Below are 25,914 nucleotides of genomic sequence, written 5' to 3'. Positions count from 1 at the left end.
CTCATTTTTCTTTTATTTGTACAATTTTAGTTTCAACAGTACCATCACTAAGTTCGATGTTTAGTGATTTATCCATATCTATATCTTTTATATTTTTTATATATTTATCATCTTGTTTTACAATACTAAAACCTCTTTGCAATACATTTAGAGGATTTAATACTTTTAATTTTTCGGCAATAACTTCCATTTGATGAAATTTATTCACGTATTTATCAGTTACTACTTTATTTAAACGCTCATTTAAAAAATCTAATTCTTGTTGTCTACTTTGCAATAAACGTTCTTTATCGCTAAAAATACTATGTTTCCATAATAAATTAAATTTATTTTCTTTGATTGAAAAAAGATTATATGCTTTATATCTACAATCTCTTTTTAAACTTTCAATATAATTTACTAATGCATCTTTTTCTACAACAGCTAATTCTGCTGCTTGAGAAGGTGTTGCTGCTCTTACATCACTTACTAAATCAGATAAAGTATAATCTGTTTCATGACCTACTGCTGAAATTATAGGAATTTTTGAAGCAAATATCGCACGAATTACATTTTCTTCATTAAACGCCCATAAATCTTCAAGAGAGCCACCACCTCGTCCAATGATAATCACATCAACTGGACATTTTTTATTAAAAAATTCTATTCCTTGAACAATTTCTTTACTTGCGTTTTCGCCTTGTACCAAGACAGAATATAAAAGGATTTTCACCAAAGGATTTCTTCTTTTGGCTACATGACAAATATCTTTAATAACTGCTCCCGTTCTTGATGTTACAACACCTATGCGCTTAGGATAAAAAGGTAATTGTTTTTTATATTTACTATCAAATAGACCTTCATCATTCAATTTATTTTTTAATTGTTCAAAAGCTAATGCAAGCTCACCTATACCTTCAGGTACTAAACTTTGCACATATAATTGATATAAACCATCTTTTTCATAAATTGAAATATATCCACTTGCAATTACCTTCATTCCATTTTGCGGAGCAAAACGAAACTTCATAGCATTAAAACGAAATGCTACACATTTTATACTAGCTAAATTATCTTTTAAAGTAAAATAACAATGTCCAGAAGAATGGACTTTAAAATTAGATATTTCTCCCTTTAACATGATATTTTGCAAAATAATATCATCATCAAATTGTTGTCGTAAATATTTATTTAATTGACTTACTGTGTAAATTTTTCCTGCCATTATATCCTCATATAAATAAAAATGCCAGGCTGTAACTAGCCTGGCAAATAAACATTGTTATTTAATCATTGAGCCCAAAATACCATTAACAAAACGGGCAGAATCATCTGTACCGAATTTTTTGGCTAATTCGACAGCTTCATTGATTGCTATATTAGGCACCAGTTTATCTGAACTGAATTTCATTTCAAATATAGCTAGACGAACGATATTTCTGTCAATACCTGACATACGTTCGATTTTCCAGTCTTTAGACTTTTCCGCTATCATTTTATCAATAGACTCTAAATTTTCTCTAGTACCACTAACTAATATTCTTACAAAATCACAATCAGCTTCATGAAGTTTTTTATGTGATAATACATTTTCAATAGCACTATCTACTTCACATTCATTAAAATCTAATTGAAATAATGACTGTAATGCGATTTCTCTCGCTTGTCTGCGACTCATATAAAAAACTAGCTCCTTTTACCAACGACGTGAATAAGGTGGTAAGATTTTTTGGATTTTATATAAGATATTATCTGAAAACTCATCATCTTTATCTATTAAATTACCTACATAAAGACCTATTCCCATACAAATTATTACAAATAAAGTAGTGAATAAACCAAATATAAGTATAGCTAAAGAAATTATAAATCCTAAAATAACACCAATACTTCTACCACAATGTTCATGTAATTGATATTTGATAAAATTTAAAATATATTCTTTCATTGTGCACCTCAGCTAAAACTTCATACAACGCGCTTTTTGTTGTTAGTAGAATTATTAGATATGCTTTCTACATTGATATCAATTTTAGCCTTTTCAATACCGATATATTTATTTAAATATATATCGAGTTGTTGTTTTATTTCATCACTAATTGATACAATATTGCTTTCTTCACCAACAATTAATTTAAGCTTGAAATTAGGTATTAAAGTTTTATCTTTGGTTGGTGCCTTAGTCATTTTCAATCTTACTTTAACATCACGGACTCCTGTAATAGAACGGGCAATCTTATCAGCCATATCTTTTAGTGCTGTTAAGGAGATATTAACCTCTCCCATTTTCCCTTGCACAATTACAGCCTCATTTGTTGATACATCATTACTATGTGTAGATAAACTCTGTATTAATAAATATAGACTACAAATAAAAATGACTACTGCAACCACTACAGTTTCCATGCGACTACATAAATACAAAAACTCATTCCAAATTTGAGCATCGGGAATAAATCTAGCGAATAACACCATAGTCAAAATAGAAACTGCACCAAATGCCAAAGCGTAAAAGAACAGGATGATACGATTTATAACGCTCATACTACTCCTCTTTCTTATACTTAGCGAACGCGTACTTCTTCAGTTTTTACATCTTCTGGGAAACCAACGCCTTGAACATGTACATTAACTTCAACAGTGCTAAGACCTGTCATATTTTCAATAGCTGCTTTTACAGCTTCTTGTACATTTAATGCGATATCTGGAATACGTACGCCGTATTTTACGATGATATAAAGATCAATAGCTGCTTCTTTTTCGCCAACTTCAACTTTTACACCTTTAGAGAAATTTTTACGACCTAAAATTTCTGCGATACCACCAGCGATACCACCACTCATGCCTGCTACGCCTTCAACTTCTGTAGCAGCAAGACCTGCTATAATACTTACTACTTCGTCTGCAATGCGGATAGTACCTAATGCATTATTGATTCCTTTTTTTTCGTCCATGTTAAATCCTCCTTTGAAACTAAAGCAGTCTATATTGTTTTAGTTTTTATTATTAAATCAATTATAACAAAAAATTCATAAATATACAACTAACAGCTTCATTAAGAAGTTATTAAAAAATAACTAGTATTTTAAAATTATAAATCAAAATAAAATATAAAAATTGCACCTTTCCAAAATTAGAAAGATGCAATTCCTATTTTTTAATTTAATTAAGCACGTTCGATATAGTTACCAGTACGAGTATCAATTCTTAATACATCGCCTTCATTAACAAAAAGTGGTACACGAACTTCATAACCAGTTTCAACTTTTGCCATTTTAGTAGCACCAGTTGCAGTATCACCTTTAACGCTTGGTTCACATTCAACAACTTCAAGATTTACAGAGTTTGGTAAAGTAATACCAATGATATTGCCTTTGAAAGACTGTAAGCTAATATCCATGTTTTCTTTTAAGAAGTTTAATGCACTACCTAATTGATCTTTTGTAAGTTCAATTTGATCATAAGTTTCATTATCCATGAAAGTGTACATACCATCTGCTTCATATAAATACTGCATAGCTCTAGTTTCTACATGAGCTGCTGGTAATTTTTCATTAGGGTTAAAAGTACGTTCTACAACTGCACCAGTCTGTACGTTTTTAATTTTTGTACGAACGAAAGCTGCACCTTTACCTGGTTTTACATGTTGGAAATCAACAATCTGCCATACACCGTTATCAATTTCAAGTGTAAGACCTGTACGGAAATCACTGCTGGAAATCATTAAAACATTCCTCCAAAATATATTATCTAATTTATTTATATAATGTGAAATACCCGACTCTCAATTATTGCGGTCACATTATTTCAACAAGCCGTTTATCACTTTGTGTAAGTGCTTGGCATCCATTTGCAGTAACTAAAACAGTGTCTTCAATACGAACACCGCCAAAGTCAGGCACATAAATCCCCGGCTCATTAGTAACTATCATATTTTCTTTAAGCTTATCTGTTGGACTAAGTGGTGATAAACGAGGTAACTCATGAATTTCAAGACCAACACCATGCCCTAAGCCATGCCCAAAGAAATCACCATAACCTGCATTTTTTATATATTCTCTTACAGGAAAATCAACTTCCCTGCCACTTTTATTAGGTGCAATTTCTTTTAGCCCTAATAATTGTGCTTGCAAAACAATATCATAAATCTCTTTTTGTCTATCACTTGCTTTTCCTACACAAAAAGTACGTGTAATATCTGAATGATATCCCTTGTAAACAGCACCAAAGTCTATTGTAACAAATTCACCATTATTTATCAACTTATCTGTAGCAACTCCATGAGGTAATGCCCCTCTAACACCAGAAGCCACTATAGTAGTAAATGCAGGTCGTTCACTGCCTAATTTGCGCATAAAATATTCTAATTCAGTCGCTACTTCCTGTTCGCTCATACCTGCTTTTACAAATTTCAATATATGCGAATACGCTTCATCACTGATATTAATAGCTTTTTTTATCAATTCTATCTCATTTTCATCTTTTATAATGCGAAGTTCAGTTAAATCTAAAGATGTAGAAAAATCAACTTCAATATCAATTAAATTTTTAGCTAAATAATTATATTGATTAAAAATCAAAGCATTGCCTTCAAATGCTAAACTATTAATATTTAATTTCTTTATAAGTTCTACAGTTTTGCTAAGTAAACCAGTTTTTTGTTCAATAATAGTAAATGAAGTCTGTTCACTAGCTTGTTTTGTATAACGTGAATCAGTAATCAAAAAACAATTATCTAAAGTGATTACTAAAAATGTATCATCACCTGTAAAACCACTAAAATAATGTAAATTTTCTTCTTTACTTATAAGCATTGCATCACAATAATTTGCCTGCAATACTTTTCTAAGTTTTTCTATACGATTATTTTGACACATGATTTAATCCTCTTTTTGTAGTCTACTGATAGCAATAAATAGCGCAGATTTATAACTTTCTAAGCCAAAACCGCAAATCTGCCCTTCAACTACAGATGCAATTACAGAATGATGTCTAAATTTTTCCCTTTTGTGGATATTAGATAGATGTACTTCTATTACAGGTATATCAATAGCAGCTAAAGCATCACGTATAGCAATACTATAATGTGTAAATGCACCAGCATTTAAAATAATATAGCCATATTGACCACGAGCATTATGTAAAGTATCAATAATAGCTCCTTCATGATTACTTTGAAAAAAATCTATTTCGATATTATGTTCCTTAGCCTGTTTTGCTAAATCTTCATTAATATCTTGCATAGTCATACTACCATAAATTTCTGGCTCACGAGTGCCAAGTAAATTTAAATTTGGTCCATGTATAACTAATACTTTATTTATTTTCATAAAAATCACTATCCTTAAGCAAGTTCTAACATCTATATTTTACATATCAATTATAACGAAAATCCTATTAATACGTCAATACTGACAACGATTTCTCATAATTTATTATAAATTTTATGCATCATTTTAGTTTTCAAAGCTCATTTTTATCTATCAATATATTATCAAATTCACTAAAATTTTTATGTATAAATCTTATTCTTGGAAAATAAAAAAATGTCGATAATCTCCATCCCAAAGTTTATCGACATTGCTCTCTCATAATTCCTTATATAACGCATCTTTAATTTTCATATCATTTATCATTAGTATTTAATGATAAATGATGTTTCTTCAACACAGTCAATTTCTGTGCAATCAATATTATCAACTTTAATAATAAAGTTACCTTTTTTTATAGTAGCAAATAACTGATCTAATTTATCTGGATTGCCTTGTGCTTCCATTTCTACAGTTCCATCTGCCATATTTCTTACCCAGCCAGTAATACCAAGTTTACTTGCATTGTCCACAACAAAAACACGAAGACCTACGCCTTGTACATTGCCTGTGATTACTGCTTTGTAACGTTTAATCTGTTCCATAAAAAAACACTCCTTATTTTTTTATATCAATAAATATATACTTAAAATATAAATATATATCACTGATTTAAATTTAGTATAGTTTATTTTTTTTTCAAATACAAGTACATCTATTATTAATTTTTCTTATATATTTTTTTGATTTAATAAAATTTAACATATCGTTTATATAAAAAATTTTTATACCAAAGATATGACTCTTACTTGTTTATTTATAATTTATACTATATAATCAGTATATTAATGGCTTGTGCCAATTAAATACAATTTATTCTAAGTATTTAAATATAAAATTAAGGAAGTGTTTATTTTATGCTAACTGGTTATATTGGTACTTACAATACTGCATCAACAAAAGGAATATATCAATTCTCTTATGAAGAAAATTCTGGCAAAATTTCTGATATCCAATCCTTTTTGAGTATTGACGATGCAAAATGTGTTGACAGATATGAAAATATTCTTATCATCACTACTAGCAAAAACAATAAAAGTGGTATTGCTCTAGTTGATATTTCTACCAAAACTATACTAGATGAAATACTTTTGGAAAACAGTTCTCCATGTTTTGTAAAACATCATGATGATTTCATTTACACTGCAAATTACCATGATGGTGTAGTTATGGTTTATCAAATAGTCAACAACAAATTAAAATTAATCAAACAAATATCTATTCAAAACAAAGCTGGTTGCCATCAAGTAGTATTATATAAAAACTATCTTATAGTTCCTTGTTTACTACTTGACCAAGTACGTATTTTTGATATAAATAATGATTATAATTTAGTAAAAACTTTAACATTCCCTGCAAAAACAGGCCCTCGTCATGGTGTATTTAATCATGATTATTCTCATTTTTATTTAGTAAGTGAATTAAGCAGTGAATTTTTTGATTTTAGCGTAGATAATCTAGACTTTACTTTGAATACAAAATTAAATCTACTACCTAAAGATAAACTTGATAACACTTCTAGTGCTGCTATTCGTATCACAAAAGATAATCATTTCATATATATATCCACTCGTGGAGCAGACTTACTCACTGTTATCAGCCTTGAAAATGAACCTAAAATCATTCAACAAATAAACAGTGGTGGTATGCACCCTAGAGATTTTATCTTAAGTGAAGATGAACAATATCTTTTAGTCGTAAATAAAGATACTGATGATATGAGTAGCTTCCAATTAGATAAAACAAATGGCAAAATTGTTAAATTAATCAATACAGATAAAGTACCTCATGCTATAGGTATAATTTTATAATATATATTTATTTTTATTTATGAATTATTTATGAAAGAGAGAGTTAACATGTCTTTAAATAAAGCTTTTACAATTTTTGGTGGTACTGGTGATTTGACTTTTAGAAAACTTATGCCTGCACAGTACAATATGACTGCGGCAAATGCCGAAGAAGCTCAATCCAGAATTATCATCATTGGTAGACGTGATTATACTACAGAACAGTATTGTGAATTAGTTCGTGATTGGGTAAAAAAATTCGCTCGTTTACCATATGAAGAAAAAACTTTTGAAGTTTTTGCTAAACGTATCTCTTATTTTAAAATGGACATCTCCGATTTAAACGAATATGCTCGTTTATCCGAATATTATACTGCTGAAAATATTGATGACCATGTATTTTATCTTGCAGTAGCCCCAAAATTTTTCGGTGTAATTGCAAGTGGATTAAAAGCAGTAAAAGAAGCTTCTTTAGGTAAAGTTATTTTAGAAAAACCTTTTGGTGAAGATTTAGAATCAGCTAAAGAGCTTAACAAACAATTAGAAACTTTCTTCCTAGCAGAAAACATTTATCGCATTGACCATTATCTCGGTAAAGAAATGGTACGCAATATCCAAACTATTCGTTTCACTAACCCTATATTTGCTAACCTTTGGAATTCACAATATATCGAATCTGTACAGATTTCCGCTTTTGAAGATTTAGGTATTGGCACACGTGGTGGCTATTATGACACTAGTGGAGCTTTAAAAGATATGGTTCAAAACCATTTATTCCAAATCTTATCCATAGTAGCTATGGAATGGCCAGAACAATTCTCTACTACAGCTATGCATGATGCTCAATTACGTGTACTTCGTGCACTTCGTCCTGTAGAAGATGTTCGCGATAGTTTAGTTTTAGGTCAATATAAAGGCTATTGTCAAGAAAAATCTGTTCCTACAGATTCTACAACAGAAACTTATGCTGCACTTCGTTTATTTATTGACAATGAACGTTGGTGGAATACTCCGTTTTATATCCGCACAGGTAAAAAACTTCGCTGTCGTGAAATGCAAATAGCAATCGTTTTCCGTCAAACATTTATTTCTGCTCCACGTAATATCTTAATTATAAAAATCCAACCAAATGAAGGTGTACATCTTCAATTTAATGTGAAAACTCCAGGGGATACAGATGAAATTACACAAGCAAAAATGGACTTTAGCCAAAGTAGTTCCATTTCTAGCAGAATAAACACTCCTGAAGCATATGAACGCTTAATTACAGCTTGTATCAAAGGTGAACGTTCTTGGTTCTCTCAATGGGATCAGATAGAAACAAGTTGGGACTTTGTTGAACACTTAAAGGATTTATATCGTTGGGATAAACTTCCTGTATTCACATATGAACAAGGTTCTGACGGCCCTGCAGAAGCAGATAATTTATTAAAACGCTTCGGCGATGAATGGGTATTTTAATTAAAAAACTTATAAAAATAGTCCCTAGTAACATAAAGTACTAGGGACTATTTTTTATTTGTATTTTTATTTTACCTGAGACATAACATCATCAAGATTATTCAATAAATCATTGATATTTTCTTCACTGATAACAAGTGGTGGTTGGAAAGCAAGAACATTTCTAGCTATACCATTTTTACCGATGAGGAAACCTCTATCTTTCATTGTTTCTACAACAAATTCCAATTTATCTGGAGCTGGGGATTTATCTGGATTGATAAGTTCTGCACCTACCATTAAGCCTAAACCACGAACATCACCGATAAATGGATATTTTTCTTGAAGAGCAATCAATCCGTCTTTTAATTGTTTTCCACGAACACGAGCTTTTTCGACAAGATTATGTTTTTCGATATAATCAAGTACAGCAATACCAGCTGTAGAAGAAACAGGATTTCCACCTAATGTAGAAGCACCAGGACGAGTGTATTTATCTGCGATTTCACTGCGAGAAATAAAACAGCTAATAGGAGCACCATTGCCTAAAGCTTTAGCCATTGTCATGATATCTGGTTCAACATCATAATTTTCAATAGCAAACATTTTTCCAGTACGTGCAAAACCTGTCTGTACTTCGTCGATAATCAATAAAATATTGTGTTTTTCTAAAATTTCTTTTAAACGTTTAAAATATCCTTTTGGAGGTACTACGATACCTGCATTACCTTGGATAGTTTCACAAATCATAGCAGAAACATTTCCAGAAGTTGCATAGCTGATAATATCTTCTACAGCATTTGCACAAGCATAATCACATTCTGGGAATTTTTTACCCATTGGGCAACGGTAACAATAAGGGTTTGGTGCAAAATGAATACCGCCTACAGGATTTGGGTCAGTTCTCCACATGCCAATGCCAGTCAAGTTCATAGTAAGTTTTGTTCTACCATGTAAGCCATTGCGAAGAGCTAATAATTCACTTTTTCCATTATAAATATTTGCTAAAAGCAAAGCACCTTCATTTGCTTCTGTTCCTGTAGAGCAAAAGAAAGATTTTTGTAATCTGCCTGGTGTTACTTGAGCTAATTTTTCAGCTAAATTATAAATATCTTCTGTTAAATAGATATTGCAAACATGTTGTAGAGTCTGTACTTGTTTTGCTACTTTTTGCGTAATTTCAGGATTGCAATGACCACAGTTTATAACAGATACACCAGCAAAACAATCTAAATATTTTTTGCCTTCATGGTCATAAAGATATTGCATTTCACCTTTTACAAACTGAGGAGGATTAGCAAAGAAATGACCTAAACAAGGCATGATATATTTCTTTTTCTTTTCAAGACATTTTTCAGGACCTAAATACTGAGACATAATATACTTCCTTTCATTATTTTTATATTTTCTAATGTTATGTATAAATAATATTGATAATAAACATTAGAAAGAATTGTCATTAATATAATAAGCCATAAAGCCTAAAATAAAAATGACAATTCTAAAATGACTATGAATAATTAATAAGATTTTTTATGACGATAAACACCAATACCAACTGGACGAGGACTTACTTCTTTGATTTTTTCAATCATATCGTTATTTTGGCCATTATCAATAGCATCGCGATAAATTTTAGTCAACATACCAGTAACTTCTGGTGTATAATCTTGAGCTTCGATACGAAGAGTATCTGCTCCCATTAATTTATCAATATAAGGAAGAAGACATAAATCATTAGTAAATAAAATATGAATTCTACCGAATTGGTCTACACGCATAGAATGTTTTCCGCCAACTGTATCCAATAAAGCAAAATGTTTATCATTGAATTCTGGATTAGTAAGTGGGTCATATTTTAAATTCAATGCAGGAATATTTGTATCAGAAATCATAGCTTCTACATTACCATGAACAGTGATTGTCATTGGTAATTTACTACTTTCAACTAAAGTTTTTACTTGAGCATAAGGCAATTCATAAGAAGCTGTTGCATTTACAATGCCATTTTCTTGTAAAAATTCTGTAGCTACATGATTAAATACATTGAAACTATGGTCAGCATAAATAGGTAAATCTGTAAACTCACGTACAATAGTAGCTGCGCCTAAATTTCCTACCATGATACCATCTGGTTTTATTTCATTTAAATCATGACATAATTGTTCTAATTCACTACATTGATCTTTTAAAGTTGTTCTAGGAGTATTGACTATTACTTTTGCCCCAACATTATGAGCTTCTTGTAAAATAGTTTTTATATCTCCTAAAGTCCATGGAGTATGTGGTCGATAAACTTCACCTGCTACATAAAGAATGTTAGCACCATTAGCTAAAGCTTCACGAGCATGTGCTAAAGTTGCAGCTTTAACAGCAAGTTTTGGTTTATTATCAGCAGTTTTAATAGCTTCTAAATCATTGAGCCATTCACAATCTAAATCTGCTTCTTTAGCTGCATAGCTGAAAAATCTTGGTTCGCGTTTTCCAGTATAACCAATAGCTCTACTATCAGGTTTATCCATAGCAAAACAAGTGGAATAATCACGTACACGATTTTCAAAAAGATTTTTCCAATCTTCTTCATTTACATGATAACCAGCAGGATCAGCTACATAATTATCAATAGCACGACGATAAATGCTTACAATATTTGCCACGAAATCAGCACTGCGCATACGACCTTCGATTTTAAAAGAATATACACCAGCTTGAATTAAATCTGGAATATTTCTATACATACACATATCTTTTAATGCTAAACGATAATCGCCATCTGTTGTAGTTTCTTGTTCTTGACCTGTTTGTTCATCAATGATTTTATATGGCCAACGACAAGCTTTCATGCAACGACCACGATTACTACTATTGGCAAATAAAACGCCAGAATGAATACATTGTCCACTTTCAGAAATACACATATCACCATGAACAAAATATTCAAGTTCAAAATCACTGTCCACAGCTTTTAATTCACTGAGTTCTTTTAAAGACATTTCACGGCTAACAACGACACGACGAATGCCATATTCTTTTAATTTTTTTATAGCAGCATTATTATGAGAATTCATCATGATAGATGCATGCATAGTTATATTCAATCCAAGTTTTTTCACAATTTGAGCTACAGCTAAATCTTGAATTAAAATAGCATCTGGCTGTATTTCATTTAAATAAGTCAAATATTCTTCAAGCTCTGGAATTTCTTCATCACTGATTAAATTATTAATAGTAATATAAAGCATTACTCCATGAGCATGAGCATATTCTACAGCTTTTTTTAACATTTCATTATCAAAATTAGCGTCTGATTTGAGCATACGCATATTAAAATGTTTTCCACCCAAATAAATAGCATCAGCCCCAGCATCAATGGCAGCTACTAATGTTTCCCAATTGCCAGCTGGAGCTAAAAGTTCTACAGACTTTTTATTTAATAACATTAAACAATCCTCCAAATAAATAAACTACTATAAGTATAACATAAAATTTTATGCTTTTAAATTAATAACATTTATTATTAAATAGGCTTAATCCCATTCACGTTCCGCTAATGCTTCTTCTAAATTAATTGGTAAATGAAACCATTGAATAATATATTCTAAATTGCGAATAAGACATTCTCTAGCTATATTATCATATTCGCTGTCATTATCGAGAAATTCATATTGCAAACTATTGGCATTTTGAATTAAATCATAAATTTTATCACCAACATCTGCCATATTTTTTGGTTTTTGTTCCACAAAATTAATAAAATCTTCTAACAAATATTTGATTTTATCAATCAAAAAATCTGGATAAAAACTATCCTCGTATAATTCCTCTAATAAAATATACTGGTCATCAAAACTGTCCATTTAATAAAAAATATCCCTCCAATAAATAATTATATTTGATATTATACAATATATTCTAAATTAAAGCTAATTTTCTTAAAAATAATCCTGTTTATTTTGTTCGGAAATCTGAACATTTTGCTTGATTATTTAGGAATAGATAGAGTATAATTTATATATATTTCTAGATAAGATTTAAAAAGCAGGTGATTTATTCCCATGGATAAAATGGATAAAGTACAAGCACTAGAAAGTGCTTTAAAACAAATCGAACGTGATTTTGGTAAAGGCTCCATCATGAAATTAGGTGATGTTTCTGCTAATATGAATATCGAAGTAATTCATACTGGCTGTTTGCCACTTGATGCAGCTCTTGGTGTTGGTGGTGTTCCTCGCGGACGCATAGTAGAAATCTTCGGCCCTGAATCTTCTGGTAAAACAACTGTAGCACTTCATATCGTTGCTGAAGCACAAAAAACAGGTGGCGTGGCTGCATTTATCGATGCTGAACATGCTCTTGACCCAGTTTATGCAAAAAAATTAGGTGTAGATATCGACAATTTATTGATTTCCCAGCCAGATAACGGTGAGCAAGCCTTAGAAATCGCCGATGCACTCGTTCGCAGTGGCGCTATTGATGTAGTAGTTGTTGACTCAGTAGCAGCACTTGTTCCAAAAGCGGAAATCGAAGGCGATATGGGTGATTCTCATGTTGGTTTACAAGCTCGTTTAATGTCTCAGGCTATGAGAAAATTAACAGGTATCATCAGCAAATCTCGTACAACAGCAATTTTCATCAACCAAATTCGTGAAAAAGTTGGCGTTATGTTTGGTAATCCAGAAACTACAACTGGTGGTAGAGCTTTAAAATTCTATGCTTCCATTCGTTTAGATGTGCGTAAAATCGATACAATTAAACAAGGCAATGACCCTGTAGGTAGCAGAACAAGAATTAAAGTCGTAAAAAATAAAGTAGCTCCTCCATTTAAACAAGCTGAATTTGATATCATGTATGGTGAAGGTATTTCTCGTGAAGGTAGCTTAATTGATATGGGTACAGCTTTTGAAATCTTAGATAAGAGTGGTACATGGTATTCTTATCAAGGCACTCGCTTAGGTCAAGGTAAAGAAAACGTAAAAACATATTTAAAAGAACATGCTGACACAGCATTAGAAATTGAAAATAAAATTCGTGAAAAATTATTTGTTCAAGAAGAACAAACTGAAGAAAAAGTTGAAGAACCAACTAAAAAATCTAAAGTAACAGCTGATAATGAAACAGCAAAATAATACAAAAACAGCACTTATTTATGCTGTTGATTTATTAGCTACAAGACCTTATAGTACCCAACAATTAATTACAAAATTAAAACGCAAAGAATACGCACCAGAAGAAATTCAAGAAGCCATTAATCGCTTAACTGCTCGACATTATTTAGACGATATAGATTTATGCCAACGTCAATATCAAGCATATATCAATGAAAAACATCGTAGTATAAAAGCTATTAAATATAAATTAATGGAAAAAGGATTTTCTCAAAGTGATATTCAAAATGCTCAAGAAGAAACAGATATTGATGAAATAGATTATGAATATACTGTTTGTTTGCGATTATTAAATAGCCGTTATACTCCTAGCAAAGCTGACAAATTAAAATGTCAAGGCTATCTTTATCGTAAAGGATTTAATTATTCAGCTATTCGCTTAGCAATCGAAGATTTCTTTTATAACCCTTAATATAAATTTATCCCCCAAAATAGATGAGTATTTTGGGGGATTTTTAATTAAAAATTATCTTTGTTTAATTGAATTTTTGCCCAAAAGATTTTTTAGATTGTTGACTACAGTTTCACTGCCATCAATCCAAAATTCTCGATTACCTTTAATCATTTTTTTACTGCTCATAAAATACATATAAACAGGGCAAGGACCAGCATTTTCTTGCAATGTTTCTGTTATTTTGCTAAAGAAAGCATTATCTTCTTGCTCTGGTTTTACGATAATACAAAATTCTGGTGTATAATCTTCTAAACCTATTACTTTATCAGCAATGATTTTATTATTATCATCACTTTTATCTAATTTTCCTCTGACTACAACAGGAATATCTGGCACTAAATAATTGATATTATCATAAAATGCTTTTGGAAATACAATGACTTCTACTACACCTAAAAAGTCCTCGATTTCTAAAAAGCACATCATATCGCCTTTTTTTGTAGTTACTCTTTTTGCTTTGCGAATAATTCCTGCTACAGAGATATATTTTCCATCTTTTTGTTTTTCTAGACTTTCAATCGTAGTCAAATACTGTATTTTTTCTCTATATTCTTCTAGTGGATGCCCTGTGATATAAAAGCCTGTGATTTCTTTTTCCATGTTTAATAATTCTATTTTAGGAAATTCCTGCATTTTTGGCATTTCCAGTTTATCAATACTTTCTTCTTCCTCCATAAAATCACCAAATAAATCCATCTGTCCACTAGCTAAATCTTTTTGACGTCTAGAGCCTAAATCCATAGCTTGGTCTAAAACAGCCATATATTGAGCACGATTATAACCTAAAGAATCAAACGCACCACATTTTATGAGATTTTCTAAAGCTCTTTTATTGATACATCTACTGCTAACTCGTGAACAAAAATCCTCTAAAGATTTAAATAGACCATCTTTCTCGCGGATATCTACAATCGTTTTTAAAGCATTTTCACCTACATTCTTCACTGCAGCTAAACCAAAACGAATACTATTTTTATCTACAGTAAATGTATCACGACTAGCATTTATATCTGGTGGCAAAATATCAATTCCCATATGTTTACATTGTTCAATATATTCGCCAATTTTATTACTTGTCATCAAGCTAGTCAAAATAGCCGCCATAAATTCCTGCGGATAATGAGCTTTTAAATATGCTGTTCTCCATGACACAAGTGCATAAGCAGCACTATGAGATTTATTAAAACCATAATCGGCAAAATGTAATAATAAATCAAAAATAGTTTCTGCGAGTTTATCATCTACACCATTATCTTTAGCACCTTTTAAGAAATTTTCTTTTTGTGACATCAAGACATCATGCTTTTTCTTACCCATTGCACGGCGTAAAATATCCGCTTGCCCCAAAGTAAAACCAGCTAATACTTGAACTATCTGCATAACCTGCTCTTGATACAAAATCACGCCAAAAGTTTCTTTTAAAATTGGCTCCAAATCTGGATGAATATATGTTACTTTTTTTCTGCCATGTCTGCCATTGATGAAATCCGTTACCATGCCACTGCCTAAAGGCCCTGGTCGATACAATGCCATAACAGGAATTAAATCAGCAAATCCCGTTGGTTGCAAATCTTTTACCAAGGTAGTCATGCCAGCAGACTCTAACTGAAATACTGCTCCTGTTTCTCCTCGACAAAGCATTTGCGAAGTCATTTCATCTTCAAGTGGAATTTCATCTAAATTTATCTCTATACCGCGATTATTTTTTATATTTGTCAAAGCATCAGCGATAACTGTAAGCGTACGTAATCCCAAAAAGTCCATTTTCAATAGACCTAATTCTTCAACACAATCTTTATCATATTGAGTTACAAATGTACCTTCAGATATCTGAATAGGTACATAATCCGTAACAGGATCTTTAGAAATAACTACACCTGCAGCATGAGTTGAAGAATGGCGTGGCATACCTTCTACATCTTTGGCAAAATCAATTAATTTACGAACTTCAAGATTTTCTTGATATAAAGTCAACAACTCTGATGAATCTTTTAATGCTTTATCCAAAGTCATGCCTAATTCTTGCGGAATTAACTTTGCTATCTTATCCACTTCGTTATAAGGCATATTCATGACACGACCAACATCTCGCACTGCACCTTTTGCCGCCATCGTACCAAAAGTAATTATCTGTGCTACATGGTCATCGCCATATCTTCTTTTTACATATTCAATAACTTCATCTCTACGAATATAACAAAAGTCAATATCTATATCTGGCATTGTTACACGTTCAGGATTTAAAAAACGTTCAAAGAGTAAACTATATTTCAATGGGTCAATATCTGTAATTCCTAAAATATACGCTACAATACTACCAGCTGCCGAACCACGACCAGGCCCTACCGCTATATTTTGACTGCGAGCAAAATTTATAAAATCCCATACAATCAAAAAATAACTATCATAGCCCATGCGGTGAATAATAGACAATTCATAATCTAACCTTTGTTGTATTTCCTCTGTAACTTCAGCATATCTATTATGAATTTTTTCCTTACACAATTTATGCAAATACTGTTCATCAGTCATACCTTCTGGCAAAGGAAAGTTTGGTAAGTGTAAATGACCAAATTCAAAGCTTACATTACAACGATTTGCAATTTCCAAAGTATTTGTAATAGCTTCTGGTGTATCTTTAAACAAAGCAAGCATTTCAGCACCAGATTTTAAATAGAAGTCATCATTATAAAATTTCATTCTATCCTTATCATCTAAAGTTCTACCTGTTTGTATACACAAAAGTACATCATGAAAATCATTGTCTTCTTTTTTTATATAATGTATATCATTTGTAGCCACTAATTTTAAATCATATTTTTGCGCTAAACTGATTAATCCTTTGTTTGCCTTAGCTTCTTCAGGAATTTGATGATTTTGAATTTCTAAAAAGAAATTATCTTTGCCAAAAATATCTACATATTCCTGCACTAATTTTTCCGCACGTTCCATATTATCACGAATAATTGCTTGAGGAATTTCGCCCGCTATACAACTGCTCAAACAAATAATACCTTCGTGATACTGATGCAATAAATCTTTATCTACACGAGGTTTATAATACATACCTTCAATATTTGCTAGAGAAACCAATTTAATGAGATTTTGATATCCCTTATTATTTTCTGCTAACAAAATTAGATGATAATAACGTGTGCCTTCCACTTCAAAATTATCAAAACGAGATTTTGGTGCTACATAAACTTCACAACCAATAATAGGCTTTATTCCTTGTTTCAAAGCTTCTTTATAAAAAGCAATCGTTCCATACATAGTACCGTGGTCAGTGATCGCTATAGACTTCATGCCCAATTCTTTTGCGTGTGCAATTAATTTTTTTACTCTACTAGCACCATCTAATAAGCTATATTCTGTATGCACATGCAAATGAGTAAAATCTACATGATTTTCAACTACAGTATTTACATCAGATTTTTCTAATTTCATTATGACCTCTCTTTCTAAAAATAATAAAATATCTTCAAAAATAAAATTAAAGCTAATATATTAAGTAAAATAATTTTAACATATGATTATTATAAAGAAAATAAATCTATACCAAATATAAAAGCTTCTTTTTCTTCATTAAAATAACAATATAAAAAAGAAGATAATTTAAACATTCCATCAATTATCTTCTAATATAAAAATTTATGATTTAGTTTTATTTTTCACTATGTTTACAAATTATTGATAAACTATATTTTTATTTTCCATCAACTAGATAATAAGCCATAATATTTACTTATTTAACTCATTATTTTCAAAATAAATAGCATAATACCTTGTTTTTTAACTATTATTTATCATTATTAATATTTTAATCTACCTATTTTTTATCATAATCATCATTATAATTATTCAGATTAACATTTTTATTGATATTATATATTTTGAGAAATGCTTTTTCGTGTAATTTTCCATTACACAAACACCTCTTTTCAATATATTTTGTCTTTATTTTATCACAAGTATTATGTAACATAAATCTATTATTACTAATAAAATATATTTCTACCCAAAATATTGTAAATATGTTATTATATACATATTAATTTATAAAGAAGGTGTTTAAATGGAGTTATTGAATTCATTAGTCGGTCAAATCAATGATATTTTATGGAGTTATGTTTTAATTATTTTACTTATTGGTGCTGGTATTATTTTTACTATTCGTACAAAATTTGTACAAATAAGATTTATCAAAGAAATGATACGTCTTATTGCTGGCGATGCAGGCAATAAAATGGAAGGACAGCAAATTTCTTCTTTCCAAGCATTCTGTGTAAGTACAGCATCTCGTGTAGGTGTTGGTAATATTGCTGGTATCGCAATTGCAGTAGTTCTCGGTGGTCCAGGTGCTATCTTCTGGATGTGGATTATTGCTATCTTAGGTTCTGCAACTGGTTTTGTGGAAAGTACTTTAGCACAGATTTACAAAGTACCTCGCACTGATAGCAATGGCTATCTTGGTGGCCCTGCTTATTACATTAATAATGCACTTCATAGCCCTAAAACAGCTGTATTCTTTGCTATCTTAATCAGCGTTACTTATGGACTTATCTTCAATTCTGTACAATCCAATACAATTTCCTTATCTTTACAAACTGCATTCAATTTTGATGCTACTATGATTGGTATTGTTATTGCTGTATTCTCTGGAATTGTAGTATTTGGTGGTTTACATCGCATTGCTAAAGTTACTGAATACATGGTGCCTATCATGGCTGGTATTTATTTACTTATCGCTTTTGCTATCACTATATATAATATTTCAGAATTACCAACTGTTTTATCTGTCATATTCAAAGATGCTTGGGGTATTGAATCTGTAGCTGGTGGTAGCTTCGGTGCTGCTATCATGACAGGTATTAAACGTGGATTATTCTCTAATGAAGCTGGTATGGGTTCTGTTCCAAATGCCGCAGCTACTGCTGAAGTAAGTCACCCTGTAAAACAAGGTCTTATCCAAGCTTTTGGTGTATTCGTAGATACATTATTTATCTGTACTGCTTCTGCTTTTATCGTATTATTCAGCAGTGATTATCAAGCAACAGGTTTAACTGGTATTCAGCTCATTCAATACGATTTAAGTTTATATTTTGGTGATATCGCTACAACTGGTATAGCTATTATCGTTTTATTATTTGCATTCACTTCCATTATAGGTAACTACTATTATGGAGAAATCAATATAAAACACTTGTCTGATAACCCATTATATTTAAATATTTTCCGTATTCTTGTTGTAATTATGGTATTCTTCGGCTCTGTTGCTGAATTAAGCTTAGTTTGGAATTTAGCAGACTTATTCATGGCTTTAATGGCAATCACAAATATCATTGCTATTTTACTCTTAGGCAAATATGCTTTTATTGCTTTAGATGATTATACTCAACAGAAAAAACAAGGTATTAAAGATCCTGTATTTAAAGCTAGTATCTTACCAAAACAAGACGGTATTTATTGGTGGAAAGATGACAATAAATAATTATTAAACATAAAAAGACTTGATTTTAAAATTTATAAATCAAGTCTTTTTTTATATCACAAATAAATACACTTTTACAATTTATTACGCAAATAACAAAAAAGTTATAACATTACAATAATAAAAAATAAAAATAGAGAAAAATGTTTTAAAATCATGCATAAAATTAAAATATTATAGACAATATAAATATTTACCTGTATAATTTATGATAACACATCAAAAGATGGCATTAAGGAGGCTTTCTTTATGGAGAAAGATGTAATATTTAAAGGTGCAGGCGTAGCTATTGCTACTCCATTTTATGAAAACGGAAACGGTATCAATTATGATGAATTAGCTCGTTTAATTGATTTCAACTTAAACAATGGTACAGACGCTATCATAATTGCTGGTACAAGTGGCGAATCTGCTACAATGACAGATGAAGAACATGAAGAAATCATTAAATTTACTGTTGACTATGTAAATAAACGTGTTCCTGTTATTGCAGGTACTGGTTCTAATGATACTAGATATGCTATTAATTTATCTCAACATGCAGATAAAGCAGGTGCTGATGCTTTATTAGTAGTTACTCCATATTATAATAAATGTACACAAAAAGGACTTATCAAACATTTCACATCTATCGCTGATAATGTAAATGTACCTATCATTCTTTATGATGTACCATCTCGTACAGGTGTAGGTATTACACCAGAAACTTACGCTGTTTTAGCAGAACATCCACGTATTGCAGCAGTTAAAGAAGCTAGTGGCAATATCAGTCAAGTTGCTGAAACAATGTCTCTTTGCGGTGATAAACTCACTTTCTATTCTGGTAATGATGACCAAATCGTTCCATTATTATCTTTAGGTGCAAAAGGTGTTATCTCCGTACTTTCCAACGTTATGCCACAAGAAACACATGATATGTGTCAATTATTCTTTGATGGCAAAGTTGAAGAAGCAGCAAAAAAACAAATTGAATACTTCCCATTAATCAAAGCATTATTCTGTGAAGTAAATCCAATTCCTGTAAAAGTTGCACTTCGTTTAATGGGCTTTGATATGGGTCCTTTACGCATGCCACTTTGCGAAATGGAAGATGCTCATCTTGAACAATTAAAAATAGCAATGCGTAAATTTAACTTAATCAAATAATTTTATACTTAACTAAAAAACACTTTCTAACTTAGAAAATATCTAAAATTAGAAAGTGTTTTTTTTAATTTCTATCGCCAGCGGCATATTTACCAGTATCAATATCTAAAACAGGACGAAGTGGTTCGATTAAAGAATCTTCATATCTACAAATCCATTGAACTTCTGGTGTCATTTTTCCCTCATCATTCATGCCATCAATGGTATCGCCATCTTTAATCATGATATCATCATTATTCAAAATATAACGAGCTAAGCTATATGCAAGATTAGCTACTTTATTAGGGTTCATACCTTTGAAATGGAATTGTACATCACTTAAACCAATATTAGCCAATCCTACACTATCTACAATGAATTCATTTGTATTAGGCACATTGAAGAAACGAATATTAACCATACTATATAAATATTTAACTATACCAGTTTCTTTTAAATTCTTAATGGATTGTGCTAATTGTAATTTACCTGCTGATTTTATCCAAATAGCTTGACATTTAGGATATAATTTTAAAGCTACATTAAGCCAATCCACTAACATAATAGCGCGTTCTTTAGGAATTTGTCTTTGAGCATTTACATCCCATATTTTTACAGCATATTTATATTTACTCAATAATTCTTCACTGTTAGCTACATTCCAAATCTGTGTGCGTTCAAATTCACTTACAGCTACTTTATAATCAAAATCTGTTATATTTCCCATAGCAAGTACTACTGGAGAAGTTGTATTATCTTCATTATATGCTACAAATTTATCTACGCTAAATTCAATATCATTTTCATCTCTATTGATAATATTTATATCACCAAATATTTTTCTAGCTTCACGAAAAATAGCATTTGCAGTAGGTCTTGTTGGCATTTCTTCAAAAAGCAATTCAATAGCTACTGATTTACTAATATTTTCTACTAAATTTTCCATAAATCTACCTCAAATAAAAATTTATATTCACAAAAAAGAAGATACCATTTTTCTATGGTACCTTCTTTGATACGTATTAAACTTTAAACAATTTCAGATGATTATTCTTCTGCTTCAAGTTTATCCATTAATTCTTCATAAGCTTGTTGAGCAATTTCAAATTCTTCATCTGTTGGTTCAATATATTCAACTTCACCATTTTCATCTTTAACGATTTTTGCTAAGATTACATCTACTTCTTCTTCGCAACCGCATTCTTCATCATGTTCATGGCATTCGCATTCTTCATCGCCATCAATGCTAACTAAAATAGCATATTTATCGCTACCTGCATCGAAAACCATTTCTTCTACATAATTGTATTCATTACCTTCTTCATCAGTAATAACAACTACAGTACCTTCAGTATCTTCTTCAACAACGGAATTGTTTTTTAATTCTTCCATTATATAATCCTCCTAAGATTTAACTTTACTCTAATCATAACATATTTCTTTCTTCTTGCCAAAATATTTATCGTAAAAAGCAGATAAAATTTTCATTAAAAATCTTAGCTAATACCAAAATCCTTGAATAAGCGTTTAACATATCGCCAACCTTTTTGAATTGTATTCATAGCTGCTGGCATAAGTTCTGGATTTTTAACCACAAGATTAATAATTCTACGACGTAATTGTCTATAATCTGCATCAACATCAACAAAGAAGTCTTCCATATCTTTTTCCACAGATACTTGAGGTATATTAGCAGCTTTGATTTCACAAGTATTCTTTGTCATAATAGCTCTATCTGCATAAAATGGAATATATGCATTCCAGCCGAATTCTTCTTCAATCATTTCTTTTACAGCTTTACTAGCAGTAGCTTCACCATGCACTACAAATACCTGTTTAGCATTATACATAGTTAAATGTTGTAACCATTCTTCCATCTGTGAATAATCAGCATGAGCAGAAAATCCGTCCATATTTACAATTCTAGCTTTTACACTGATTTCTTCACCTAAGACTTTTACTTTTTTTGCGCCTTCTAATAATCTTCTACCTAAACTTCCTTCTGCTTGATAACCTACAAATAAAATTGTAGATTCTGGACGCCAAAGATTATGTTTTAAATGATGAAGTACACGTCCAGCGTCCGCCATACCACTAGCCGATAAAATAATATGTGAACTTTCTTCTGTATTTAAGGCCTTAGATTCATTTGCACTTTCACAAAGACGCAACTGTGGCATTTGAGGCAATTTACCATGTTTTCTAATATATTCAGTTGCTTCATCATCAAAATATTTTGTATTCTTGGCAAAAATTCTTGTAGCTTCAACAGCAAGTGGGCTATCCACTACAACTGAATAATCCTCTATGCGATTGGCTTTCCATAATTTGAATAGATAATATAACATTGTTTGTGTACGACCAACTGCAAATGATGGAATAATTAAATTTCCGCCTCTGTCCATAGTATCATTTATAATTTCTGCTAATGGAGTTTCTTTATCATAAATTTGATGTTTGCGATCACCATAAGTAGACTCAATTACTAAATAATCTGCTTCTTTTATATGTGTAGGGTCTTTTATAATAGGCTGGTCAGGTTGCCCCAAATCGCCTGTAAATACAATTTTAGTTTCTTCGCCATTTTCCGTTACATAAACTTCAATAATTGCTGACCCCATGATATGACCAGCATCTTTATAAATAGCTCGTATGCCATTTACTGGATTGATTTCTTGATCATAATCAATTGGCACAAATTGCTTTAATGAAGCCATAGCATCATCAATAGTATATAAAGGAGCTATTGGTGTTTTTCCCATACGTTGCCCTTTACGATTTGTTATTTGCGCATCAGACTCTTGGATATGTGCACTATCTGGGAGCATGATATTTACTAAATCGCAAGTCGCTTTTGTCGCATATATATCGCCCTTAAATCCTTGTTTACATAACTTAGGAATAAGACCGCAATGGTCAACATGAGCGTGAGTTAAAAGTACGCAATCTATATCTGACGGTACAAAACGAAAATCATTGTAGTTTAAATCACGTAAATTTCTCGCACCTTGAAACATACCACAATCAATCAAAACTTTATGGTCATTTGCTTCTAATAAATAACAAGAACCTGTAACTGTATGAGCCGCACCTAAAAATTGTAAATTCATAAAAACCCCTCCTTCATTAAGGATTTCGATTGTTTTATTTATACTGTATATATTCTAAAAATACAAATTAAAACCCTTTAAAACTTTCATTAAAATCTTATTAAATAATATGCTCTTTCAAATCTTTATAAAAAAGTAATAAAATCGCAAGAATTCTGCCATAGGATTAGATAAATAAATAATTTATACTTTGTTACGTGATTTATTAATTTTATTTTTATGGAGGGAGCATTGTGACAACTAATCCAAAAACACTAAAAAAAATGAACGAACAGATTATTTTTTGTGCCACCAATTCAACTAAGCTAATATTACAAGCTCTTAACACTTCTTTTACGGGATTAAGTGAACAAACCATTAAAGAACATCGTAATTTATATGGCAATAATAAAATTGTGCATGGAAAAAAATTATCTTTAACTAAACGTATTGCCAATGCTTTTATAAACCCATTTACAGCAATTTTATTTTGTTTGGCTATAGTTTCTATTTTTACTGATATTATTATTCCTATCATGCAAAACAGCCCTGATGATGTAAATCCTGTAACCGTTATTATAATTCTTACAATGGTCTTTATATCTGGCTCTTTGCGTTTTGTCCAAGAAAGCCGTTCCGGTAATGCAGCCGAAAAACTTCTATCTTTAATAACAACTACTTGCACTGTCACTAGACAATATCGCCCTAAAACAGAAATTCCTTTAGAAGATGTGGTAATTGGTGATATTATTCATCTAAGTGCTGGTGATATGATTCCTGCTGATGCTAGAATTTTAGAAGCTAAAGATTTATTCATTAGCCAAGCATCATTGACAGGTGAAAGTGAACCAGTAGAAAAATTTGCTAAAACTTATCAAGAAAAAAATCTTTCTATTACTGATTATAATAATATTTTATTCATGGGAAGTAATGTAATAAGTGGCAGTGCTACTGCTGTAGTAATCAGTGTTGGTAATAATACTTTATTTGGTTCAATCGCTTCATCTGTTTCTACTACACCTGTGGAAACAAATTTTACTAAAGGCGTCAATTCTGTATCTTGGGTTTTAATTCGTTTTATGTTATTTATGGTACCTATAGTATTTTTTGTCAATGGCATAACTAAAAATGATTGGGTAGAAGCTTTCTTATTTGCTATCTCCATTGCCGTAGGTTTAACACCTGAAATGTTACCTATGATAGTTACTACTTGCTTAGCTAAAGGTGCCGTTTCTATGTCTAAGAAGAAAACTATCGTAAAAAACTTAAATTCCATTCAAAATTTTGGTGCTATGGATATCCTTTGTACGGATAAAACTGGTACATTAACTATGAATAAAGTTGTTTTAGAATACCATTTAGATGTACTGGGAAATGAAGATAGTCGTGTCTTACGTCATGCCTACCTAAATAGTTATTTTCAAACAGGCTATAAAAATTTAATGGATATAGCTATCATCAATAAAACAGAAGAAATTGAACAAGATAATCCTAACTTAATAAATCTATCTAGTGCTTACACGAAAGTAGATGAAATACCTTTCGATTTTTCACGTCGTCGCCTTTCTATAGTAGTAAAGGACAAAAATCAAAAAAGCCAAATGATAACTAAAGGTGCAGTCGAAGAAATGTTATCTATCTGCTCTCATGTTGAATATCAAGGAAAAATTGAACCGTTAGATAAGTTTATTAAAAAAGAAATCTTAAAAACTGTCGATAAATTAAATGACAAAGGTATGCGTTTGACATACTCCCCATGCCTAAATGCAGGGGATTCTTGGATACAAACGATACTTGCCTACTAAAATAGCAGGTCTTACTATATCTCTCCAAAGAAGGTTGATGCCCCAACCTTCCATATATTTATAGCAGCATTTCTATCTCTATCGTGGCTGGTTTTGCACTTTGCGCAAATCCACTCACGAACTGCCAAATTTTTAGTTTCAGGATTTTTTGTACCACAAACATGGCAAATTTGCGAACTTGGATAGTATCTATCTATCTTTTGCACT

Annotated in this window: 24 protein-coding genes; 7 read left to right on the top strand and 17 right to left on the bottom strand. The window is 31.0% G+C overall.

The genetic code is table 11. The annotated features are described in order from the left end of the window. Position 1: 1 nt before the first annotated feature. From xseA to F553_RS0105530, 9 genes are all read right to left on the bottom strand, one after another. The gene (xseA, locus tag F553_RS0105570) at positions 2 to 1,204 is read right to left on the bottom strand and encodes an exodeoxyribonuclease VII large subunit (RefSeq protein ID WP_018999325.1); all 1,203 of its coding nucleotides are present in this window, start codon (positions 1,202 to 1,204) and stop codon (positions 2 to 4) included. A 57-nt stretch (positions 1,205 to 1,261) separates the two neighbouring features. Continuing rightward, on the bottom strand, positions 1,262 to 1,657 hold the full coding sequence (gene nusB, locus F553_RS0105565; RefSeq protein ID WP_008537854.1) for a transcription antitermination factor NusB: 396 nt from the start codon (positions 1,655 to 1,657) through the stop codon (positions 1,262 to 1,264). Positions 1,658 to 1,675: 18 nt separating this feature from the next. After that, the gene (locus F553_RS0105560; RefSeq protein WP_018999324.1) at positions 1,676 to 1,927 is read right to left on the bottom strand and encodes a DUF2273 domain-containing protein; all 252 of its coding nucleotides are present in this window, start codon (positions 1,925 to 1,927) and stop codon (positions 1,676 to 1,678) included. Positions 1,928 to 1,947: 20 nt separating this feature from the next. Next, positions 1,948 to 2,523 (bottom strand): alkaline shock response membrane anchor protein AmaP, encoded by a 576-nt coding sequence (amaP, locus tag F553_RS0105555; RefSeq protein WP_008537852.1) that lies wholly within the window; start codon positions 2,521 to 2,523, stop codon positions 1,948 to 1,950. A 20-nt stretch (positions 2,524 to 2,543) separates the two neighbouring features. Next, positions 2,544 to 2,933 carry an Asp23/Gls24 family envelope stress response protein gene (locus tag F553_RS0105550; protein WP_008537850.1) on the bottom strand — a complete coding sequence of 130 codons (390 nt, stop codon included), beginning with the start codon at positions 2,931 to 2,933 and terminating at the stop codon, positions 2,544 to 2,546. A gap of 212 nt (positions 2,934 to 3,145) precedes the next feature. Continuing rightward, positions 3,146 to 3,703 (bottom strand): elongation factor P, encoded by a 558-nt coding sequence (gene efp / locus F553_RS0105545; RefSeq protein WP_015562232.1) that lies wholly within the window; start codon positions 3,701 to 3,703, stop codon positions 3,146 to 3,148. 73 nt (positions 3,704 to 3,776) lie between these two features. Next, a complete protein-coding gene (locus tag F553_RS0105540) occupies positions 3,777 to 4,856 on the bottom strand; it encodes a M24 family metallopeptidase (protein ID WP_018999323.1) in 1,080 nt (359 codons plus the stop codon). A gap of 3 nt (positions 4,857 to 4,859) precedes the next feature. Continuing rightward, on the bottom strand, positions 4,860 to 5,309 hold the full coding sequence (gene aroQ / locus F553_RS0105535) for a type II 3-dehydroquinate dehydratase (RefSeq protein WP_018999322.1): 450 nt from the start codon (positions 5,307 to 5,309) through the stop codon (positions 4,860 to 4,862). Between the two features lie 305 nt (positions 5,310 to 5,614). Then, positions 5,615 to 5,893 carry an acylphosphatase gene (locus F553_RS0105530; protein ID WP_015562237.1) on the bottom strand — a complete coding sequence of 93 codons (279 nt, stop codon included), beginning with the start codon at positions 5,891 to 5,893 and terminating at the stop codon, positions 5,615 to 5,617. A gap of 312 nt (positions 5,894 to 6,205) precedes the next feature. Here F553_RS0105530 and F553_RS0105525 point away from each other — a divergent pair, with 312 nt between their 5' ends. Together F553_RS0105525 and zwf are read left to right on the top strand one after the other, a co-directional pair. Further along, positions 6,206 to 7,159, top strand: a complete 954-nt coding sequence (locus tag F553_RS0105525) for a beta-propeller fold lactonase family protein (RefSeq protein ID WP_018999321.1) — start codon at positions 6,206 to 6,208, stop codon at positions 7,157 to 7,159. A 48-nt stretch (positions 7,160 to 7,207) separates the two neighbouring features. After that, positions 7,208 to 8,599, top strand: a complete 1,392-nt coding sequence (gene zwf / locus F553_RS0105520) for a glucose-6-phosphate dehydrogenase (protein ID WP_018999320.1) — start codon at positions 7,208 to 7,210, stop codon at positions 8,597 to 8,599. 66 nt (positions 8,600 to 8,665) lie between these two features. Here zwf and F553_RS0105515 read toward each other — a convergent pair whose 3' ends face one another. The 3 genes from F553_RS0105515 to F553_RS0105505 all read right to left on the bottom strand — a co-directional run bounded on the left by F553_RS0105515 (position 8,666) and on the right by F553_RS0105505 (position 12,435). Continuing rightward, a complete protein-coding gene (locus F553_RS0105515) occupies positions 8,666 to 9,955 on the bottom strand; it encodes an aspartate aminotransferase family protein (RefSeq protein ID WP_018999319.1) in 1,290 nt (429 codons plus the stop codon). Positions 9,956 to 10,098: 143 nt separating this feature from the next. Continuing rightward, positions 10,099 to 12,018: a peptidase U32 family protein gene (locus F553_RS0105510; protein ID WP_018999318.1), complete on the bottom strand. Its 1,920-nt coding sequence runs from the start codon at positions 12,016 to 12,018 to the stop codon at positions 10,099 to 10,101. An 87-nt stretch (positions 12,019 to 12,105) separates the two neighbouring features. Next, a complete protein-coding gene (locus F553_RS0105505; RefSeq protein WP_018999317.1) occupies positions 12,106 to 12,435 on the bottom strand; it encodes a DUF5713 family protein in 330 nt (109 codons plus the stop codon). Between the two features lie 198 nt (positions 12,436 to 12,633). On the opposite strand from F553_RS0105505, the gene recA reads away from it, so the two are divergent. Next, on the top strand, positions 12,634 to 13,704 hold the full coding sequence (recA, locus tag F553_RS0105500) for a recombinase RecA (protein ID WP_018999316.1): 1,071 nt from the start codon (positions 12,634 to 12,636) through the stop codon (positions 13,702 to 13,704). Then, a complete protein-coding gene (locus tag F553_RS0105495; RefSeq protein ID WP_018999315.1) occupies positions 13,688 to 14,155 on the top strand; it encodes a regulatory protein RecX in 468 nt (155 codons plus the stop codon). Before recA ends, F553_RS0105495 begins: the two co-directional genes overlap by 17 nt. Before the next feature lie 54 nt (positions 14,156 to 14,209). On the opposite strand, the gene F553_RS0105490 is transcribed toward F553_RS0105495, so the two are convergent. Continuing rightward, positions 14,210 to 17,644 (bottom strand): DNA polymerase III subunit alpha, encoded by a 3,435-nt coding sequence (locus tag F553_RS0105490; RefSeq protein ID WP_018999314.1) that lies wholly within the window; start codon positions 17,642 to 17,644, stop codon positions 14,210 to 14,212. Between the two features lie 628 nt (positions 17,645 to 18,272). On the opposite strand from F553_RS0105490, the gene F553_RS0105480 reads away from it, so the two are divergent. Both F553_RS0105480 and dapA read left to right on the top strand, forming a co-directional pair. Further along, positions 18,273 to 19,688, top strand: a complete 1,416-nt coding sequence (locus F553_RS0105480) for an alanine/glycine:cation symporter family protein (RefSeq protein ID WP_018999313.1) — start codon at positions 18,273 to 18,275, stop codon at positions 19,686 to 19,688. Between the two features lie 249 nt (positions 19,689 to 19,937). After that, on the top strand, positions 19,938 to 20,834 hold the full coding sequence (dapA, locus tag F553_RS0105475; RefSeq protein WP_018999312.1) for a 4-hydroxy-tetrahydrodipicolinate synthase: 897 nt from the start codon (positions 19,938 to 19,940) through the stop codon (positions 20,832 to 20,834). A gap of 64 nt (positions 20,835 to 20,898) precedes the next feature. Here dapA and F553_RS0105470 read toward each other — a convergent pair whose 3' ends face one another. The 3 genes from F553_RS0105470 to F553_RS0105460 form a co-directional block, all read right to left on the bottom strand. After that, positions 20,899 to 21,759 (bottom strand): DUF4261 domain-containing protein, encoded by an 861-nt coding sequence (locus F553_RS0105470; RefSeq protein WP_018999311.1) that lies wholly within the window; start codon positions 21,757 to 21,759, stop codon positions 20,899 to 20,901. 101 nt (positions 21,760 to 21,860) lie between these two features. Beyond that, positions 21,861 to 22,205 (bottom strand): DUF1292 domain-containing protein, encoded by a 345-nt coding sequence (locus F553_RS0105465; RefSeq protein WP_008537831.1) that lies wholly within the window; start codon positions 22,203 to 22,205, stop codon positions 21,861 to 21,863. A 104-nt stretch (positions 22,206 to 22,309) separates the two neighbouring features. Next, on the bottom strand, positions 22,310 to 23,923 hold the full coding sequence (locus F553_RS0105460) for an MBL fold metallo-hydrolase RNA specificity domain-containing protein (RefSeq protein ID WP_018999310.1): 1,614 nt from the start codon (positions 23,921 to 23,923) through the stop codon (positions 22,310 to 22,312). A 233-nt stretch (positions 23,924 to 24,156) separates the two neighbouring features. On the opposite strand from F553_RS0105460, the gene F553_RS11715 reads away from it, so the two are divergent. Then, positions 24,157 to 25,707 (top strand): HAD-IC family P-type ATPase, encoded by a 1,551-nt coding sequence (locus F553_RS11715; protein WP_018999309.1) that lies wholly within the window; start codon positions 24,157 to 24,159, stop codon positions 25,705 to 25,707. Positions 25,708 to 25,721: 14 nt separating this feature from the next. On the opposite strand, the gene F553_RS11710 is transcribed toward F553_RS11715, so the two are convergent. After that, the coding region (locus F553_RS11710; protein ID WP_018999308.1) for a zinc ribbon domain-containing protein at positions 25,722 to 25,914 on the bottom strand (193 nt) is incomplete at its 5' end.

This window comes from Megamonas rupellensis DSM 19944 (assembly GCF_000378365.1).
Classification (GTDB): Bacteria; Bacillota; Negativicutes; order Selenomonadales; family Selenomonadaceae; genus Megamonas; species Megamonas funiformis.
This window is presented reverse-complemented; position numbering and strand designations above follow the sequence as displayed.